General features: G+C 70.8%; 14 protein-coding genes. 8 read left to right on the top strand and 6 right to left on the bottom strand.

Annotated elements, in window-relative coordinates; translation table 11 throughout:
* Positions 1 to 123: 123 nt before the first annotated feature.
* Positions 124 to 1,674 (bottom strand): alpha/beta hydrolase, encoded by a 1,551-nt coding sequence (locus ACWEPL_RS04890; RefSeq protein ID WP_452435239.1) that lies wholly within the window; start codon positions 1,672 to 1,674, stop codon positions 124 to 126.
* A 559-nt stretch (positions 1,675 to 2,233) separates the two neighbouring features.
* Here ACWEPL_RS04890 and ACWEPL_RS04895 point away from each other — a divergent pair.
* Positions 2,234 to 3,004, top strand: a complete 771-nt coding sequence (locus ACWEPL_RS04895) for a helix-turn-helix domain-containing protein (protein ID WP_452435240.1) — start codon at positions 2,234 to 2,236, stop codon at positions 3,002 to 3,004.
* 241 nt (positions 3,005 to 3,245) lie between these two features.
* Positions 3,246 to 3,839, top strand: a complete 594-nt coding sequence (locus ACWEPL_RS04900; protein ID WP_452435241.1) for an RICIN domain-containing protein — start codon at positions 3,246 to 3,248, stop codon at positions 3,837 to 3,839.
* Between the two features lie 367 nt (positions 3,840 to 4,206).
* Here the strand turns inward: ACWEPL_RS04900 and ACWEPL_RS04905 are convergent, their stop codons facing one another.
* The 3 genes from ACWEPL_RS04905 to ACWEPL_RS04915 all read right to left on the bottom strand — a co-directional run bounded on the left by ACWEPL_RS04905 (position 4,207) and on the right by ACWEPL_RS04915 (position 7,578).
* Positions 4,207 to 5,595 (bottom strand): GH39 family glycosyl hydrolase, encoded by a 1,389-nt coding sequence (locus ACWEPL_RS04905; RefSeq protein ID WP_363981800.1) that lies wholly within the window; start codon positions 5,593 to 5,595, stop codon positions 4,207 to 4,209.
* A 160-nt stretch (positions 5,596 to 5,755) separates the two neighbouring features.
* A complete protein-coding gene (locus tag ACWEPL_RS04910) occupies positions 5,756 to 6,505 on the bottom strand; it encodes an SDR family oxidoreductase (protein WP_452435242.1) in 750 nt (249 codons plus the stop codon).
* A 44-nt stretch (positions 6,506 to 6,549) separates the two neighbouring features.
* Complete coding sequence (locus ACWEPL_RS04915) at positions 6,550 to 7,578, bottom strand: phosphotransferase family protein (RefSeq protein ID WP_350728159.1); 1,029 nt, start codon at positions 7,576 to 7,578, stop codon at positions 6,550 to 6,552.
* Between the two features lie 158 nt (positions 7,579 to 7,736).
* Between ACWEPL_RS04915 and ACWEPL_RS04920 the strand changes: the two genes are divergently transcribed.
* Both ACWEPL_RS04920 and ACWEPL_RS04925 read left to right on the top strand, forming a co-directional pair.
* Positions 7,737 to 8,819, top strand: a complete 1,083-nt coding sequence (locus tag ACWEPL_RS04920) for a GNAT family N-acetyltransferase (protein WP_363981794.1) — start codon at positions 7,737 to 7,739, stop codon at positions 8,817 to 8,819.
* Positions 8,816 to 9,937 carry a DegT/DnrJ/EryC1/StrS family aminotransferase gene (locus ACWEPL_RS04925; RefSeq protein ID WP_452435243.1) on the top strand — a complete coding sequence of 374 codons (1,122 nt, stop codon included), beginning with the start codon at positions 8,816 to 8,818 and terminating at the stop codon, positions 9,935 to 9,937. Before ACWEPL_RS04920 ends, ACWEPL_RS04925 begins: the two co-directional genes overlap by 4 nt.
* On the opposite strand, the gene ACWEPL_RS04930 is transcribed toward ACWEPL_RS04925, so the two are convergent.
* Together ACWEPL_RS04930 and pdxR are read right to left on the bottom strand one after the other, a co-directional pair.
* Positions 9,918 to 10,625 carry a hypothetical protein gene (locus ACWEPL_RS04930; protein ID WP_452435244.1) on the bottom strand — a complete coding sequence of 236 codons (708 nt, stop codon included), beginning with the start codon at positions 10,623 to 10,625 and terminating at the stop codon, positions 9,918 to 9,920. The two genes, ACWEPL_RS04925 and ACWEPL_RS04930, sit on opposite strands and share 20 nt — an antisense overlap.
* A 145-nt stretch (positions 10,626 to 10,770) precedes the next feature.
* On the bottom strand, positions 10,771 to 12,153 hold the full coding sequence (gene pdxR, locus ACWEPL_RS04935; protein WP_452435245.1) for a MocR-like pyridoxine biosynthesis transcription factor PdxR: 1,383 nt from the start codon (positions 12,151 to 12,153) through the stop codon (positions 10,771 to 10,773).
* Positions 12,154 to 12,224: 71 nt separating this feature from the next.
* On the opposite strand from pdxR, the gene ACWEPL_RS04940 reads away from it, so the two are divergent.
* The 4 genes from ACWEPL_RS04940 (at position 12,225) to ACWEPL_RS04955 (ending at position 18,348) form a co-directional block, all read left to right on the top strand.
* Positions 12,225 to 12,863 (top strand): pyridoxamine 5'-phosphate oxidase family protein, encoded by a 639-nt coding sequence (locus ACWEPL_RS04940; protein WP_363981781.1) that lies wholly within the window; start codon positions 12,225 to 12,227, stop codon positions 12,861 to 12,863.
* Positions 12,864 to 12,911: 48 nt separating this feature from the next.
* Entirely contained in the window at positions 12,912 to 15,239 is a 2,328-nt protein-coding gene (locus tag ACWEPL_RS04945) for a serine/threonine-protein kinase (RefSeq protein WP_452435246.1), read from the top strand.
* A 106-nt stretch (positions 15,240 to 15,345) separates the two neighbouring features.
* Positions 15,346 to 16,992, top strand: coding sequence for a protein kinase domain-containing protein (locus ACWEPL_RS04950; protein ID WP_452435247.1), 1,647 nt, complete (start codon positions 15,346 to 15,348; stop codon positions 16,990 to 16,992).
* Positions 16,993 to 17,013: 21 nt separating this feature from the next.
* Complete coding sequence (locus tag ACWEPL_RS04955) at positions 17,014 to 18,348, top strand: protein kinase family protein (protein ID WP_363981772.1); 1,335 nt, start codon at positions 17,014 to 17,016, stop codon at positions 18,346 to 18,348.
* Positions 18,349 to 18,351: the final 3 nt, after the last annotated feature.

Below are 18,351 nucleotides of genomic sequence, written 5' to 3' on the forward strand. Positions count from 1 at the left end.
TGAGCGAGTTCGAGAACCACGACCTTCGGGATGTCGTTCATCGGCTTGGCGAACGGCCCGGAGTCGTTGGGATAGTGGGCGGTCCGGCCGATCGGAGGAGGCTTCGACGTGCCGGTACCCGCCTCAGAGCTTGCACCGGGCCCCTTCGGCCGGGGACTTGAGGTCGATGAGGTAGGCGGCCACGGCCTCGTTGACGCAGGCGTTGCCGGCCAGGAGGGCGCCGTGCTGCTCGCCCTCGACGGTGAGCAGGCTGCCGCCCAGCTCCTTGGCCAGGTTGATGCCGCCCTCGTGCGGCGTGATGGCGTCGCCCGTGACGGAGACCGTGAGCGTGTCGGCCAGGCCCTTGACGCCGGTGGCGTACGGGTAGCCAAGCGTCGGCTTGACGGGCCACTGCTCGCAGCCGTCGCGCGCCTCCTTGACCGGACGGCCATGGTCGGTGAACGGCGCCGCCTTGAACCACGCTCGGTTCATCGCAGTCTCTTGCTTCGGCGTGTGGCGCTCCTCGTCCAGGCAGTTGATCGCCAGCGTGGCCTCGAGCGAGTCGGGGTAGACGCCGTCGGCGGTCCGCCCGTGATAGCTGTCGCGCAGCTTCAGCAGGCTGTCGCCCTTGCCCGCCTCCAGTTCGGCGATGCCCGCGATCGCGACGGGCCACATCGCCTTGCTGTACAGCGCGGCCGTCACCCCCTCGACCGCTTGCTCGAACGTCAGCCCGCGCCCGTCAGACGTCCGCGCGGGCTTGTCGATCAGCGGCCGGACGAGTTTCTGGAAGGCCTTGGTGGCGCGCTTCGGGTCGGTGCCGAGAGGACAGTCCTTCTCGGTGGCGCACGAGGCGGCCAGGCGCTCGAACGCGGCCTGCGTCCCGGCGGCCTGCTGGACGCGCCGCTCGTGGGTGCCCACCAGCGGGTCCATCGCCCCGTCGAGCACAAGCGCGCGGACCTTCTTCGGGAACATCTCCGCGTACACGGCGCCGAGCCGGGTGCCGTAGCTGGTGCCGGCGAAGGAGAGCTTCTCGTCGCCCAGGGCCTGGCGCAGCACGTCCATGTCCCGCGCGACGTCGCGGGTGCCGACGTGCGTGAGCACCTGCTTGCCGCCTGAGCGCTCGGCGCACTGCTGGAGGAGCCGGCGGGTTTCCTGCTTGGTCCAGTCGTCCAGACCGGCGGGGATCGAGGAGAGCTTGGCATCGCGGTCCCGCTCGGCGTCGGTGTAGCAGTCGAGCGCCGGCTTGGAGGCGCCGACGCCGCGCGGGTCGAACCCGACCAGGTCGAAGCGTTCGGTGATCGGCGATTTCGCCCACGCGGCGGCGGTCAGGGCCGCGTGATCGGTGCCGGGGAAACCGGGACCGCCGGGGTTCAGCAGAAGCGACCCGATCGGATTCTTTCCGCGCGCGGGCACGCGCAGCAGCGCGATCTCCGCCTGCTGACCCTGCGGATCCTGGTAGTCGAGCGGCACCTTGAGCCGCGCGCACTCGGCTTCGACGGCCGGCGCGCCCGGCGGCAGCTTCGGATCGCAGGGCTTGAACGCGAGTTTCTGCCCATAGAAGCGGTCCAGGCCGGTGTCGGGGGAGGCGGGCTGCTGACCGCCCTGGAGAGTGCCGGCCTGGCCGGCGCAGGCGCCGAGCAGCAGCGTCAGCGCCGCGGCGCCCAGGACGACGGCCGGTCTCTTGCGGTAGGGCATGTGCTTTCTCCCATTGTCGGAGGTGATGGTCAACTGGGGGTCCGGAGGGCCGAGCAGGCTCACGTCCGGTGCGCGGCACCGCCAAGGGCGTGGACGTGCATGCGTCGGAGCACGTCGAGCCGCACTTTCGTGGTACGGGTCCCGCGGCGCCGGCGCCACCGTCCTGGCCGCGCGTTCGTCACCGGTCGGGACGCGTGACTCCAGGCTGGTCAGCCACGGACACTCGGCCGGCTCGCGACGAAACCGCAGGGCCAGGCGTCATGTAGCTCCCTGGTCGTGCTGTTTGCGACACCGAGCTAACAGCGTGCCCTTGGGGCACAGTCAAGGAGCGTCGCGCATCCGGCCACGGAGCGGTTCGAGAGAGGCTTCGAAGCCTGGGCGTACTTCGACATGCTTGTCGTTCCCGGCGTCGAGCACGCTCCCCGGGCCTCCATGCCGGCTCGGACGCGCGAGACGTCTGGGCCCCCATTTTGACTGTGCCCTTGGGGCATGGTGTGAACTGCAGTCAGGGACGCGTGGCGTGGGCGCCCACGGCTGCGGACGACGAGGGAGACAGAGAGTGGCGTGGAGCACCCGGCAACTTGCCGATCTTACGGGCTCGACGGTGAAGGCCATTCGGCATTACCACGAGATCGGGTTGCTGGATCTGCCCGAGCGCGCGGCCAACGGGTACAAGCAGTACCAGGTCGCGCATCTGATCCGGCTGTTGCAGATCAAGCGGTTGCGTGATCTGGGGGTGCCGCTGTCGCAGGTCGCCGCGATGGGGCGGGCCGACGAGGAGCCGGACGAGGCCATCCGGGCGCTGGATGCCGAGCTGGAGGCGACGATCGAACGGCTCAATCGCGTACGTGCGGAGCTGGCCGTCATCTTGCGTCATCGCGCACCGGTGCATATGCCGCCCGAATTTGCTCCCATCTCTCAAGGCCTCTCCGACACAAACCGATCCTTGTTCATGGTCTTCTCGACGCTTTTCAGCGAGGAGGGCATGGCGGAATTCCGTGAGATAATCGCCGTGCGCGACGACACCGGCGACGAGTTCGACGCCCTTCCCCCGGACGCCGACGATGCCACGGTCGACCGGATTGCCGAGCGAATTCTGCCGCTGGTCCGCAAGATGCGGAAAGAGCACCCGTGGTCGAACGACCCGGTGGCGGATTCGCCACGAGGAGCAAAGCTGGCCGAAAGCACGATGGGCCACGCGGCGGTGGAGCTCTACAACCCCGCGCAGCTACGAGTCCTGCAGCGCCTGAACATCCTCCTCGAACAGGCAACGCACACGAACGAGGACACTGACGCGAGCAATGAGCACGCGGCCCACCGCCGTAATTGAACGGAGACCTCATCCGCAGGACACATTGTCAGATCAGGCCAGGATGTACTTCGTTGGAAATTTCTTCATTGCCGCAACCCCCTCACGGAATCACGAAAGTCTCCCGACAGATCGATGACAGCGTTTGTGAGTACCTTCGACCGCAGACGGACTGTCACCCGAAGAGCCGGAAGAGGCTCTCTTTCCCAGGGAGGAAGTAATGCGGCGCTTATGCATCACCGTCGCGGTTCTACTCACTGCGATGACCGCGCTCATCACGAGCCCCGCCTCGGCGGCCGAACCCGCCGTCGTCACCGCGGCCGAAGCCTACAAGCAGGTCCAGCAAGCCGCTGCCGCCGGTGAGGGCGGTCGGAAGCTGGCCGACGGTTCCACCGTGTACGACTCCGCACCTTTCCTCATGCGCGTCCGCTCCTACGGTAGCGGCTACTGCCTGGACAACTTCGCCTCCGGCGGAGGGCAGAACAACTCCCCTGTCGGCTTCTGGCAGTGCAACGGCGGCGGGACCCTGCTGTGGCGGTGGCGGGTCTTCGACAGCAACCGCTTCTACGGCACCGAGTTGGTGAACAACGCTTCCGGACGCTGCCTGGACTATCCGGCCTCCGCCGGCGGCCAGACCGGTCGTCAGTTCAACGTCTACGACTGCCGAGACGGCGGCTGGTCCGGCCAGAACTTCCACATCTACATCGGCGGCTCCGACTTCTGGCTCTCATCCGAGCACACCGCTGACGCCGTCTGCCTCGACGGCTACGCCAGCAGTTGGCGCGGCAACGGCAGCCCCGTGGGCCTGTGGAGCTGCAACGTCAGCAACCCCAACGCCTGGCAGCGCTGGTACTGACCGACCGCGGAGCCGCTCTCCCCCGGCACCTCCACGCCCCCCCGATCATCGCCGACGCCCTCGGCTTCCACCCCGTCTCAACTCCGTCCAAGCCCTAGCGGTTCGCCTCTGGCCGTGACAGCTCATGTGCGCGGCCCTCGCTGGATCGCGAGTCGGCCTGGGACTCGGGTACCGAGGAAGCGCAGCATCGGCGGAGCCCCAAAGCGAGCGAAGCGAGCGGGATTTCGGGGTGGGCTCCAGCAGGCCCAGCCGGTAACAGGGCAACGGGCGGGGGGTTAAGGGGGGATCGAAAGGGGGGCGGAGCCCTCCTTGGGCAGCGCTGTCTGGAATTTCGTGCGCGAAGCGCTCCCGATGGAAGGCCGTGCTTTTAGGTGCCGCCGCGGCCCGACCATTTGATTTCGTGGGGTTTCAGGGTTACCTGGCGGCCGTCGACCGTGGCCGTGACCTCGCGGTCCGAGGTGTTCACCATGACCACCTGGCGTTCCTGGCCGATTGCCTTGATCTTGGGGTCCGAGGTTGTCACGGGCTCGACGCGTACGCCTGCCGGAAACCATTTGGTGAAGCCGCTGAGCAGGCCCGCCATCGGCATCTCCCCGCCCACCTTGGGGCTCCAGAGGCAGCCGGCGCAGTCGCCTTCGCTCTTCTGCTGCGGGTTCCAGTAAAGGGCCGTCGTCACGCCGCTCTTCGCGAATTCCATCAGCGCCGTCGCCTGCACCGCCGTGCGCTTCGCCTCCGACCAGCCGGAGTTCTCCGGCTCGACGTACCATTCGGCCCACCACACGGGCAGGTCCTTGCTCTGCTGCCGCAGCCACGTCGTGATGGCGGCGAACTTGGCCTGGGCGGCGAAATCGTCGGGTACGTTGCCCCGGTCGTTCGTCATGGACGCGCCGTCCACCACGACGAAGTCGGCGCCCTTCTTGTGCTCCAGCCAGTACGTGATCGCGTCCAGCGCCCGCTGGTCCACCGTGCCCCACGGGCCGCTCAGCTCTGAGGGGCCGCCCTTGGAGTTGGTCTCGATGGGGATGTACGGGCCGCCGACCTGGATGTCCTTGTTCACCTTCTTCAAGGCCGCGTAGACCTTGTTGTACAGCTCGGTGTACCCCTCGGCGTCCCAGCGGTTCGTGGACGGGTCCCAGAAGCCCTTGAACTCGTTCCACACCATGTAGTGCTTGACCGTCGGATACTGCTTGGCGACCGTGGCGGCCAGTTTGGCGTAGTCGTCGAAATGCTCGCGCTTGGGCGCGACCGTGTGGTTCTTGCTCCAGTCCGTACGCCCGGCCTGCCCGCCCTTCATCCAGTCCGGCGCGCAGCACAGCGTGATGACCGGCACCGCCCGCGACGACGCCATGAACTTCAGCCGCCGGTCCAGGTCACGGAAGTTGAACTGCCCGGGACTGGGCTCCGGGTTGCCGACGCCCCAGCCCATGATGTGCTGGTTCTGCAGCATGGGGACCCGGCCGAGCACGCCCCTGGCTTCCTCCACGACCTGCGGCGGCTCGTTGTCCGCGCTGTACTGGGTGTGGGTGATGCCCCAGCGCGGCCAGTTGTCGAGCGCGGGCGGCTGCTCCAACTGCGGCGCGGGCTCGCTGGGGAGCGTCGTGGCGACGTCCTCGCCCTTGAACACGCTGCGTGACTGGCTGCGCATCGACGCGTAGACCATGATGCCCGCCACCAGGACGACGGCGAGGACGCCCGCTCCCAGCGCGAGCGGCCACGGCGATCGTCTTCGTGCGTGCCGGCCGTCAGTCGGAATCACCGAATGCTCCTCATGCTGCGGCAAAGGTACAAGGACTCACGAACCTACAAGGGCTCTGGATTCTGCGAGGGCTGCGAACGTTCCAAGAGACTGCAAACGTACAAGAGCCTGACCCTTAATAGGCTAATCGCCCCACTTGCAAGGCACTTGCCGTTTCCGTTCAGGAGACAGGGGGACGCTGGCCTCCCACGGGGCCCGGAACCCCTGCGTAGCGGTACGGGACCGGCGGCCGGCCGGGCTGCACGACCAGGAGCGTGCCGGGGGTGTCGGCGTAGAAGGCGGACTCGACGGCGGCTGCCACGTCCTCGGCCGTGAGCAGGGGGAACCCGGCGTTGAGGAACATCTCCCGCGACTCCGCCACCAGCGGCGTGTCCGTGAATCCGGGGCAGACGGCGCTGATGCGGATGTTCTGGGCGGCCAGCGGCTCGGCGAGCGCCCTGACCAGGCCGACGACGGCGTGCTTGGTCATCGTGTAGATCGGGTCGCCGGCGAAGCCCACGAGCCCGGCCAGCGACGAGGTGGCCACGATGGCGCCCCCGCCCGATCGCTTGAGCAGCGGGAGGCTGGCCTGGACGCCGAAGACGACGCCGTCCACGTTCACCCCGACCACCTGGCGGTAACGCGTCAGGTCGAAGTCCGCCAGGTCCACCCGGCCCGAGATCCCCGCGTTCAGGTGGACCAGGTCGAGCCGTCCGTAGCGCCGCTCGGCCAGCGCCACCGCCTCCAGCGAGGCCTCCTCGCGGCTGACGTCGGCGGCCAGCCACGCGCCGTCCACCTCCTTGGCCAGCCTCTCGGCGCCCTCCCCGTCGAGGTCGACGAGGACGCACTTGACGCCGCCCGCTGACAGCCGCCGCGCCACCGCCGCCCCGATGCCGCTGGCCGCTCCGGTGATGAGTGCAACTGTGCTCATGGCGTGCTCCTTGCGTCGGGGGTGTCCTTCGCGAAGGCCGACCGTCAGGGCTGGTCGAGCATGCGATGCGCACGGGAGATCAGCGTGGGCACCGCGGACCCTATGCGGTCGAATCCCTCCCCAACGGTCTTACCTTGCCGGAACCGGGCGTGGATACCCTCCACGATGACAGCGAGCTTGAAGTTGCCGAAAGCCACATAAAACCCAAGATCCGAAATATCCCGGCCGGAGACCTTGGCATAGTGCGCGGCGAACTCCGCCGCGTTCATGAAACCCGGCGCCACCGTCACGTCCCCCGCCACGGGGATCCGCGCCCGTTCCTCGTCCCCCTGATCGTGCCAGTACGTCAGCGTCAGCCCCAGGTCGGCCAGCGGATCCCCCAGCGTGGACATCTCCCAGTCCACCACGGCCATGATCTCGATCGGCTCCCCGAACCGGATCAACGTGTTGTCCAGCCGGTAGTCACCGTGCACCAGCGTGCTGTCGGAGGCGGCGGGCAACCGCTCCCGCAGCCGCTCCACGAGCCGGTCGTACTCGGGCAGGTCTGCCGTCTTCGACCGCTCCCACTGCTGCCCCCACCGTTCGAGCTGCCTGGCCAGATAGCCCTCGGGCCGCCCGAAGTCCCCGAGCCCCACCTCGCGGTAGTCCACCGCGTGAATGGCCGCCAGCACCTCGGCCAGCCGCTCCGACAGCCGCCGCGTCTGCGCCGGCGACGGCGAGCCGAGCTCCTCCCGGGTCCGTACGGCGGCGCCCTCCACGTACCCCATGAGATAGAACGGCGCCCCGACGACGGACTCGTCGGCGCAGAACGCGATCGGCGAGGGCACCGGCACGGGCGTGCCCGACAGGGCCGAGATGACCCGCCACTCGCGCCGCATGTCGTGGGCGGTGGGCAGCACGTGGCCGAGCGGCGGCCGGCGCAGCACCAGGCGGCGGTCGCGGGCCTCGATCAGGTAGGTGAGATTGGACCTGCCGCCCGAGATCAGCGAGACGGACAGCGGCTCGCCCGCATCGGGCACGTTCCGGCCCATCCACGTGATCAGTGCAGGCCAGTCGATGCCAGGTACGGTCATGAACACACATTAGAACGACACTCGGTCCTGAACACCACCTGAGAGTTCGGTAACGTTCGGGACCTGCGGTTACGACTGCTCTGGTAATAGCCTTTACCCTGGCTGTACAGGTCCCCCCTCAAGCTTGAAACACAGTGGCATGCCGACGGTAGGAGCCCATGCGCGTCACCCTTGCCCTGCCCCGTGAGCTGGGACAATCCGAAGTGAGCCGCTGGAGAGAGCTGCAGGAGGCGGACCCCGCGCTCGACAGCCCCTTCTTGTCCCCGGAATTCACCATCGCGGTAGGCGAACTCCGAAATGTCGTACAGGTCGCGGTCCTCTACGACGGCCCGGACATCGTCGGTTTCTTCCCCTTCGAACGACATCCCCTCGGCATCGGCAAACCGGTCGCCGCGGGGCTGACCGACGCGCAGGGGATGGTACGTGCCAAAGAGCTCCCCATCGATCCGCGCCGCCTCCTCAAGGAGTGCGGGCTGGCGGTGTACGAGTTCGACCATCTGGTCTCCGGCCAGCCGCTGCTGAACGAGCGGCACGAAAGGCATCCGTCGCCGATCATCGACCTGCGCGGAGGCTACGAGCACTACACCGACATCCTCCGGGAGCACTCCGGCAAGACGTACAAGACCACCCTGGCCAAGTCCCGCAAGCTGCAGCGCGAGGCCGGGACGATGCGTCACGACTACGCGACCACCGACCTGACGCCCCTGCACACGCTGCTCGGCTGGAAGACCGACCAATATCGCCGCACCGGGCGCACCGACAGGTTCGCGCACCGGTGGATCGTGGAGCTGGTCGAGCGGCTGCTGGCCACCCAGTCGGACAGCTTCGCCGGGGTGCTCGACATGGTCTCCGTGGACGGGCGGCCGGTGGCCGGGCATTTCGGTCTCCGCACGCGTACGACGCTCGCCGGGTGGTTCCCCGCCTACGACACCCACTTCGCCAAGTACTCCCCCGGCCTCATCCACCACCTGGCGATGGCCGAGCAGGCCGCCGCCAACGGCATCGAGGTGATCGACATGGGCCGGGGTGAGAAGGAGTACAAGGACAAGCTCAAGACGGGCCAGCTCGAAGTGGCCGAGGGGCGGGTGGCCAGGATCGGCGCGGCCGCCGGGGTCCACTGGATGATGCGGGTGCCGGTGCGCAAGACGCGCGCCACGGTGATGGCCAACCCGTTCCTGCTCAAGACCGCCGACAGGGCGCTGAAGACCTACGGACGGCTCCGTACCGTCCTGCAGGGGTGAGGCTCGTCGAGGAGCGCACCGGCCGTCGCTGCCTGGCGCTCCCCTCCAACCGCCTCGGCCTCTACCTGGCCTTACGCCACTGGTGCGAGCCGGGCCAGCGGCTGCTCATGTCGCCGATCTCGGCCGACGAGATCCTGTTCCTGGTGCTCGCGGCCGGCCTGCGCCCGGTGATCGCGCCGCTGTCCCCGCGCGACGGCAACATCGACGTCTCCCGCGTCGACCTCGCCGCGGTGGACGCCGTCCTGACGACCAACCTGTACGGCCTGCCCGACGACGCCCCCTCCTTGTCCGGAAAAATCCTGATCGAGGATGTGGCGCACGCCATGGAGACGAGCATCGGCGGCCGGCCGCTGGGGACCTTCGGCCAGGCCGGGGTGTTCAGCCTCTCCAAGCACCCGGGGGCGGGCTCGGGCGGCGTCCTGGTCGTCGAGCACGAGTCCGACCTGCGCGCGCTCCAGCGTGCCCGTGACGCCCTGCTGGCCCCCGGTTCCCTGCGGGCCGACCTGACCGGCGTGGCCACCTCGATGGCCCGCCAGGTGGCGCTCAGGCTCGACCTCGTACGCCCCGCGCTCAGGCTCATGCGGGCACTCGGCATGCAGGAGGACCGCGAGGGCTACCGCATCGCCCTGGAGCCCGAGGCCCTGAAGCAGGCGCTCGAGCGGATCCCCGAGCTGCCGCCCTTCGACCCCTGGGTACGCGCCGACCTGCACGACTACCGCGCCCGCCGCGGCCGCGTGGCCCGCTGGTACCAGTCCAGGCGCCTGGCCAAGGTCTCCGCCGACCGCGGACGGCGACTCTCGGGCGTCGCGGCCCTGGCCGAGCTGCCCACGGTCGCGCCCGCCGTGCGCGACGACGTGCGCCGGCCGCTGTTCCGCGTGCCGCTCCTGGTGCGCGACAGGGACGCGGCCATCGCCGAGCTGGAGCGGCGCGGGGTGGCCACGGGCTACCTGTACGACCCGCCGTACGACGACTACGCCCCCGCCTTCACCGAGCCCTCCCCCGACCCCGGCCCCGCGCGCTGGTGGGCGCGGCACGTGCTGCCCGTGGACCCGGTGTACGCCTCCCGCGCCCTGCCCGTCCTGCGCGACCTCGAGCCTCCTACGCAGGGTCCGCCCTGATCAGCCGCAGGAACGCCTTCAGCCCCGTGATCACCTCCTGGTTGTCGTTCAACCCGTCCACGGTCTCGTCGAACCGGCGCGCCATGAGCGTCATCCGGCGGCCCAGATCGTGGTCGGCCAGCTCCAAGCCCTGGCGGGCGGCGTTCAGGTCGTCGATGTCCCTTTTGAGGCCCTTCATGACCGTCTCCAGCTCGGAGACCCGGTCGCGCAGGGAGATCACGTCCGCGCGCGGGTAGCGCACCTCCTGCCCGAGCGTCCTGACCCGGTCACGCAGGTGCTTCGTGTACGCCGTGATCGGCCGGAAAGCGGTGGCGAGCAGGTAGAACCCGGAGAAGTAGTAGCCGAGCTGGGCTCCTGCGAAGAACGTGACGACCGCGATCACGGCGGCCGAGACGACGTGGCCGGAGATCGCGAGCACGAGCATGCGCCGGGCGATGCGCCGCGCCTCGTCCTCGCGGTGCTGGGCCACCTCGATGCCGGCCTCCCTGGACACCTGGATCTCGTGGAGGACGTGGCGGGCGGCCAGGCACAGGTTCCACGGGACGGTCAGGACGACGACCAGCCAGAGCAGGCTGATCGCGCCGGCGCCCAGGGAGAGGAGCGTGGACGGCGCCACGCCCGCGTAGAGGATCAGCCAGACGGTGAGCAGGGTGACGATCAAGGACGCGAGGAGTAGCCACCATTTCATGGGGTTCAGCATGCTTCGGGGGTGGGGTGGGGGGCGAGAGCTCGGCTACTCAAATCCACCCTGAGCACCCGACGTGACCCGCCGCACTCCGGCTGGGGTCCCTCGGGGAGCGGAGGGCCGGGGCCGCTTGAGGAGTGGGCGGGGGTCAGTGGGGGTGGGTGGAGCGGATGAGGTCGGCGAGGATGCGGCAGCCGCGGCGGACGTCGGCGAGCGTGGCGGAGCCGTAGCCGATCACCACGCCGTGCAGCCGCGCCCGCCCGTGGTGGTGGCGGCCGATGGAGTCGAGCAGGACCCCGCGCTCCCTGGCCCGCTCGACCACGTACGGCTCGACCGACGACGGCAGCTCGGCCACCACGTGCAGCCCGGCCGTGTCGCCGCGCAGGCGGCAGACGGGCCCCAGGAGCTCGACGACCGCGGCGCGGCGGCGGGCGTACTCCAGGCGCATCCTGCGCAGGTGCCGGTCGAGGTCGCCGCACTCCAGCAGGTTGATCACGGCCTGCTGGACGGGCCCGCTGGTACGGTCGCCGACGCTGCGCCGCAGGCGGGCGATCGCGGCGACCAGCTCGGGATCGCCGACGAGCCAGCCGACGCCCACGTCGGGCGCGAGCGTCTTGGAGAGCGTGCCGAGGAGCACGACCCGCGAGGGGTCCAGGCCGTAGAGGGCGGGCAGCGGGGCGACGTCGTAACGGAACTCCGCGTCGTAGTCGTCCTCGACGATCGTCGCGCCCGTGCTCCTGGCCCAGGCCAGCAACCGCTCCCTGCGCGGGATCGGGAGCCGCCCGCCCAGGGGGTACTGGTGCGCGGGCGTGGTGTAGAGCACGCGGAGGTCGCCGGGCAGCCCGTCCACGATCACGCCGTCCTCGTCCACCGGGCACGGCACCACCTGGGCGCCCCTGGCCGCGAAGACCGTGCGCGCCACGTGGTAGCCCGGGTCCTCGACGCCGGCCCGCGTGCCGTTGCCGAGCAGGGCCAGCGCGCACAGGTCGAGCCCGTTGCCGGTGCCCCGGGTGACCAGGATGTTCTCGGGGCCGACTGCCATGCCTCTGGCCCGTCTCAGGTGGTCGGCGAGCAGCTCCCTGAGGCGCGGCAGGCCGTACGGGGTGGGATCGGCGCCCGGCGGCAGGTCGGCGGCCCTGCGCCAGGCCCGCTTCCACGCCGCCAGGTCGTAGTCGCGCACCCAGGGCTGGCCCGGCGTGAGGTCGATCCAGTCGGCGGGGGCGGGCGGCGGCGCGGGCACGTACGGCGTCTGCTCGCGCGGCGGCGGGGCCACCTCCATGTCGGCCACGAACGTCCCGGAGCCGTGCCGCCCGTCCAGCCACCCCTCCGCGTACAGCTGCTGGTACGCCTCCGTGATCACGGTCCTGCTCACCGCGAGCTGGGTCGCCAGGGAACGCGTGGACGGCAGCCGCTCGCCGGGCGCCAGCGTGCCGTCCAGCATGGCGCGCCGCAGCCAGTCGGCCAGCTGCGCGGTCAGCGGCGCGTCCGAGTCGCGGGAAAGGGAAACGGGCAGGTCAACATGGGTACGCACGGAAGTGGTCTCCGCGAAGGGCTCGATAGTGGCCCTACAGAATAGGTCCACTTCCTGGTTACGGTCGAATCATGCTCTCCACCACTTCCCGTACCACGCTCGGCCGCTCGAAGGAGCGGGGCAGCACCGACAGGAACGATCTCTTCGAGGTGCTCGACACCGGTCTGGTCTGCCACCTGGGCGTGGTCGTGAACGGCCACCCCATGGTCGTGCCCACGGGCTACGGCCGCATCGGCGAGACCCTCTACCTGCACGGCTCCACGGGGGCCACGACGCTGCGCGCCGCCGACGGCGGCGAGGTGTGCGTCACGGTCACGCACGTGGACGGGATCGTGCTGGCCCGCTCCGTCTTCCACCACTCGGTCAACTACCGTTCGGCGGTCATCTACGGCCGCGCCAGGCTCGTGACGGACCCGGAGGAGCGGATGGCGGGGCTGCGGGCCCTGTCGGAGCAGCTCGCGCCGGGACAGTGGGACTACGTCCGGCAGCCCAACCGCAAGGAGCTCGCCGCCACCGCCGTGCTGGCCCTGTCGTTGGAGGAGGCGTCGGTCAAGATCAGGCGCGGGGCGCCCAAGGACGAGGAAGAGGACTACGACCTGCCGGTCTGGGCCGGGGTGCTGCCCCTGGTCACCACGTGGGGCGAACCCGAGCCAGATCCGATGCTCCCAGAAGGTATCGACGCGCCTGTTCACATCCTCCATCGGGAGTAGTTCCATTGAGCAGGCAACACCTGCTCCTGATGGTGATGGGAGACGGCGATGGAGTGGAGCGCTCCCGGATATACGGAAGTCAAGCAACTCGGCGCGGGCGCCAGCGGGCGCGTGGCGATGGCCGTCCACGACGAGACCGGCGTCAAGGTCGCCATCAAGTACCTCTCCGAGGGACTGCTGCGCGATCCCGCCGCGCTGGGCAGGTTCCAGGCCGAGGCACGGCTGCTGACCACCCTGCGCGACCCGAACATCGCCACGATGTGGGAGTACGTCCAGGACACCGGTGGCGCGGCCATCGTGATGGAGCTGGTCAACGGCGTCTCGTTGCGGGCCCTGCTGCGCGAGAACGGCGCGACCGAGCCCGAGGCGGCGCTGGTGGTGCTGAAGGGGTCGCTGCTCGGGCTGGCCAGGGCGCACGACCTCGGGCTGGTGCACAGGGACTACAAGCCCGAGAACGTGATCGTCAGGGACGACGGGGTCAGCAAGCTCGTCGACTTCGGCATCGCGGTTCGGCAGGGCACGCTCACGCACCCCGAGGGCACGCCGCCGTACATGGCGCCCGAGCTGTGGGAGGGGCTGCCCGCCTCGCCCGCGACCGACGTGTACGCGGCCACCGCCGTCTTCTTCGAGTGCCTGACGGGGCACCGGCCCTACCGCTCCACCGAGCCGAGCGTGCTCGGCTACCAGCACGTGCACGCCCCTGTGCCGTTCCACGACGCGCCGCAGCCGGTGCGCGAGCTGGTCAGGCGCGGGCTGGCCAAGGACCCGGCGCGGCGACCGGCGAGCGCGCACGCGTTCGTGGCGGAGCTGGAGGCCATGGCCAGGGCCGCGTACGGCGAGGACTGGGAGGAGCGCGGAAAGCGCCGCCTGGCCGCGCTCGTGGCCCTGCTGGCCCTGCTGCTGCCCACGGCGCAGACGCCCGTCCCCGAGGTGACGACCTCGCTGGCCCGGACGGTCTTCCGCGGCCTGCGCTCGAACGCGGCACGCATGGCCATGGCCGGCGCCGTGGCCGTGGCGACCGCCGTGGCGGTGGTGGTCGTGCTGGCCAACCGCCAGTCGCCGCCCACGGAGGAACTCGGCGCGGCGGCGGCCGTCCCGCCCTCGCAGTTCACGACGGAGCCGGCGGCCGATCCCCCGACCACGCCGGAGCCGACGCCCGAGACCACACCTGAGGTCACCCCGAAGGCGACGCCCGCGAGCACCCCCAAGGCGGTCGTCCCGATAAAGACGCCCATACACACCCCCGTGAAGACCCCGGTCAACACACCGACCGCCACGAAACCGGTCAAGACGCCCAAGCCCACCAAGAAGGCCACCCCGACCCCCACCCCCAAGCGGACGCCGACTCCCACCCCGACCCCCACCCCGACTCCGACGCCCACCCCCACTCCCACTCCCACCCCGGAGCCCGTGACCGACGTGCTCGGGGTGAACGTGGGCGGCCTCACGGTCGACGAGGACGGCGACGCCACCGCCACGGTCACCGTACGCACCGACGGCACCGCCGCCGTCATCGCCACCGCGACCTGGTCGGCACCCGGCGCGGGCGGCCGCACCCAGCGCCTGCGCCTGGCCGGCGCCAGGTCCTACACCCGCACGCTCTCCTGGTCCATCGGCGAGCGCCCGTGCGGCAGGACGGTGACGCTGACCGTCGCCACCTCTCCTGCGGCCCCAGGAGGCGCCAGGACGGCCTCGCTGGCCGTGCCGCCCTGCCCGACGAGGGTGACCGGCCTGCGCGTCTCTCTGGACCTGCCGGACGCGCCGGGCCGCACCGCGGAAGCGGCGGTGCGGGTGACCGCGAGCGGCACCGGGGAGATCCCCGTCGAGGCCCAGTTCGCGGTCAACGGCGATCCGGTCGGCACCCGTTCCGCGACCCTGTCCGGCCGGACCTCTTATGCGCGCTCGTTCGCCCACACCTTCAGGTCCCGCCCGTGCGGCGCGATCCTGTCGGTGCGGGTGCGCGCCGGTGACCGGACCGCCACCGCGCGGGCCTCGGTGCCCTGCCCGCCGCGGGTGGAGCGGGTCTCGATCGTCAGGGCCGGTCAAGGCGAGGGCGGGCTCGTCGCGACCGTCTCGGTGACCACGTCGAGCACCGAGCCGGTACGCCTCGTCGTGTCGTTCTCGGCCGGCGAGGGCGGGGGCACGGAGTCGGTCACCCTGTCCGGCGACACGTCGTACACCAGGACCTTGAGCCACTCCGTCAAGCTCCCCTGCGGCACGAAGTGGTCCGTGACGGCCTCCACCGACCCGGCGGCCGGCAACGGGAGCGACAGCGCGAGCGGGGCCACCCAGGAGTGCCCAAGGGAGGAGGAACCTCCCAAAGAGGAGGAGCCCAGCAAGACACCTAGCCCCGGCACAGACGACAACATTGGGTGACATTGTTGACTAATAGGGATATCGGTAGCGGGAAAGCGGTTCCCTCTGGTTAAGCTACGGCCGTTTGATGAGGGTGGGGGCCCGGCAGACTCCAGAGGAGACCGTTATGCACGGTGAAGGCCAGTGGGGGGTCCCCGGCTACACCGAGATCCGCGACCTGGGCTCGGGTGCGTCCGGGCGTGTGGTCCTGGCCAGGCGCGACCTCGACGGCGTCGAGGTCGCGATCAAGTACCTCAGCGACGAACTGAAGACCGACGTGGGGTTCGTCGCGCGCTTCCGGCACGAGGCCCGGCTGCTCGGCACGCTCCAGAGCCAGTACCACGCCCGGCTGATCGACTACGTCGAGTCCGGCCGGGGCGCGGCGATCGTCATGGAGCTGATCAGAGGGGTGTCGCTGCGCGAGATCCTCAGGTCCGAGGGCCCGACCGGCCCTGAGGCGGCGCTGACCGTCCTCAAGGGCTCGCTCCAGGGTCTGGCCTCGGCGCACGCGCTCGGCGTCGTCCACCGCGACTTCAAGCCCGAGAACGTCATGGTCCAGGGCGACGGCACCAGCAAGCTCGTGGACTTCGGCATCGCGGTCAAGGCGGGCGAGGGCGCGAGCGCCGCGGGCACGCCGCCGTACATGGCGCCCGAGCAGTGGGCGGGCGGTCCTCCCGCGCCCCCTACCGACGTGTACGCGGCGACCGTCGTGTTCTTCGAGTGCCTGACCGGCACCAGGCCCTTCCGCGCCCCCAACGTCGCCGCCCTGGCCCGCCAGCACCAGAGCTCGCCGCCGCCGGTGGACGAGGTGCCCGCGCCGCTGCAGAGCCTCGTCGAACGCGGCCTGGCCAAGGACCCGGCCCAGCGGCCGCCGTCCGCGGAGGCGTTCCTGAGCGAGCTGGAGGCGGTCGCGGCCGAGGGGTACGGGCCCGACTGGGAGGAGCGCGGACGCCGCCGCCTGGCCGCGCTCGCCGGCCTGCTGGTCCTGCTCTTCCCGACCGCCCTCGACGAGCCCGCCCAGACGCAGACCTCGCTGGCCGAGACCCGGTTCCGCGACCCGTCGCGCGTCCTCGGCAAGCTGCCCGCGAAGATCGCCATCGGCGCGACCGCCGTCGGCGTGCTGGTGGCGGTGGTCGTGGTCATCGCCAACGCCTCGTCGGACACGCCGGTGCTGCGGGCGCAGACCAGTACGGTCTCCCCGACCACGGCCGTGCCCGCGACGCCGGAGCCCGTGGAGACCGACGAGGAGCCGACGCCCACTCCCTCGGCCGAGGCGACCACCCCGGAGGCGACGCCGACGCAGAGCGCCGCGCCGCCGCCCGTACAGCCGACCGCCACCACGCGCCCCACGCGGCGGCCGACGCGCAAGCCCACGCCCAAGGCCGTCGCCACCCCCGTCAAGACGCCTCCCAAGATCAAGAAGCCGACCCCGACCCCGTCTCCGGAGCAGTCCCGGATCACCGGCACACCCCACGACCCCGAGGGCGACATCCCGCCGACCACGGCCGCGCCCACCCCGACGCCTCCTCCCGCCACCACGACCCCGCCGACCCGGCCGACCCGGCCCGCCCCGACGCCCAGCTCGCCTCCCGGCGACGGCGGCGAGGGCGGAAGCGGAGGCGAAGGGGAGCCGTCGCCGGAACAGCCTCGGATCGATCGCGGGAGTGACGCGCAGGCCGCGCTGGTCGCCTTCGGCCTGATGACGTCCGGCGCGGTTCCGGTCACACTTGCGGTGAGACGCCGTATGGCGGGACGCCACAGAAGGAAGCGCTGAGACGCGCCGGGGGGACGGCGGATGAACAACCCTGGACACGGGATCGCCGGTTTCCGGCTCACTGAACACACCTGGATGACCGAGCTCGGCAACTGGATCGACGCGATCTCACCCGATGGCCGCAGGGCGGGGGCGCTGCTGTTCGACCCGAAGATCATCGCCCTGCCCGGCGTGCGTGACCGGGTGGTGCACGCGGTCATGACCGACCAGCGGCTGGTGCTGGGCGGGCTGACCGGGCTGATCCCGGTGGCCGACGTGGTGGCGGCGGGCGACCAGGTGTGGCTGCTCACCGCGCAGGCGGTCAGCCCCACTCTGTCCGATCTGCTCGCCGCCGGGCCGATCGGCCCGGCGGGTGCGGCGTCCGTACTCGTGGAGACCGCCCAGACGCTGATCGCGCTGCACGCGGCCGGGGTCACGCACGGGTCCGTGCACCCGGGCACCGTGGTGATCACGGCGGAGGGGGCCCCGCTGCTGTCCGAGCGCGGGCTGTCCGACGCCATCCGCGGCCGGGTCGCGCCTCGCGAGCGGGACGCGGCCGGGTGGGCGTCGCTGGCGCGCGGGCTGGCCGCCTCGTTCGGGCAGGGCCGGCAGGAGGCCGAGCTGTTCGAACGCGCCGCGGCCACGGCCGGGACCCTGGGCCTGGCCGCCGCCCGCGACCTGCTTGCCGGCCAGGCCACCGGCCGGGAGGAGCTGGCGCAGGCCGCCCGCGGGAGGTCGGCGTTCGCCCAGGCACGGGCGTACGCGCCGCCGCCCGTCCTGCCGCCCAGGGACGAGGGCGACATCGTCACGCTGCTGCACGTCCCGGGCCGGTCGTCGGGGCCGGTGCAGTTCGGACCGGGGATCGGCACGCAGGAGCAGCGGCCGGAGACGACGGCCGAACGGATCTGGCGGGCCGGGCGCGACCAGGCCGCCACCGAGCACCGTCCCGGCGTCAGGCTCGCCAAGGCCTCGCGGGCGCGGCGGCGGCGCACGATCACCTCCGCGGCCCTCTTCGCGGTGATCATGGCGGGGGCGGTCCTGGCCTGGTTCTACGTGGGGAAGACGCCGGAGCTGGCGGTCGAGTCGATCGACGTGGTGGCGCCGAAGAAGACCCAGGGCTGCGACAAGGCCGTCCTGATCACCGGAACGGTCGTCACCAACGGAGCGCCTGGCGAGATCACCTACGAGTGGCGCAAGAACCTGGACAAGGAGGTCGTCAGGGGGACGCTGCGCACGAAGGCGGACCAGACGACGTACGAGGTGCCGCTCCGGTGGACGCTCCAGGGCAGGAGCAACGTCAAGGCCACCGCCACGCTGCGGATCCTGACGCCCGGCCCGGTCCGCAGCGACAAGGCCAGCTTCACGTACAAGTGCTGATGC

This window comes from Nonomuraea sp. NPDC004186 (assembly GCF_053603495.1).

Coding starts and splice junctions, on each gene's coding strand:
- ACWEPL_RS04920 (WP_363981794.1), top strand. CDS start 7,737: ATGCGCGTCACCCTTGCCCTGCCCCGTGAGCTGGGACAATCCGAAGTG.
- ACWEPL_RS04915 (WP_350728159.1), bottom strand. CDS start 7,578: ATGACCGTACCTGGCATCGACTGGCCTGCACTGATCACGTGGATGGGC.
- ACWEPL_RS04910 (WP_452435242.1), bottom strand. CDS start 6,505: ATGAGCACAGTTGCACTCATCACCGGAGCGGCCAGCGGCATCGGGGCG.
- ACWEPL_RS04890 (WP_452435239.1), bottom strand. CDS start 1,674: ATGCCCTACCGCAAGAGACCGGCCGTCGTCCTGGGCGCCGCGGCGCTG.
- ACWEPL_RS04950 (WP_452435247.1), top strand. CDS start 15,346: ATGCACGGTGAAGGCCAGTGGGGGGTCCCCGGCTACACCGAGATCCGC.
- ACWEPL_RS04945 (WP_452435246.1), top strand. CDS start 12,912: ATGGAGTGGAGCGCTCCCGGATATACGGAAGTCAAGCAACTCGGCGCG.
- ACWEPL_RS04940 (WP_363981781.1), top strand. CDS start 12,225: ATGCTCTCCACCACTTCCCGTACCACGCTCGGCCGCTCGAAGGAGCGG.
- ACWEPL_RS04900 (WP_452435241.1), top strand. CDS start 3,246: ATGACCGCGCTCATCACGAGCCCCGCCTCGGCGGCCGAACCCGCCGTC.
- ACWEPL_RS04930 (WP_452435244.1), bottom strand. CDS start 10,625: ATGAAATGGTGGCTACTCCTCGCGTCCTTGATCGTCACCCTGCTCACC.
- ACWEPL_RS04955 (WP_363981772.1), top strand. CDS start 17,014: ATGAACAACCCTGGACACGGGATCGCCGGTTTCCGGCTCACTGAACAC.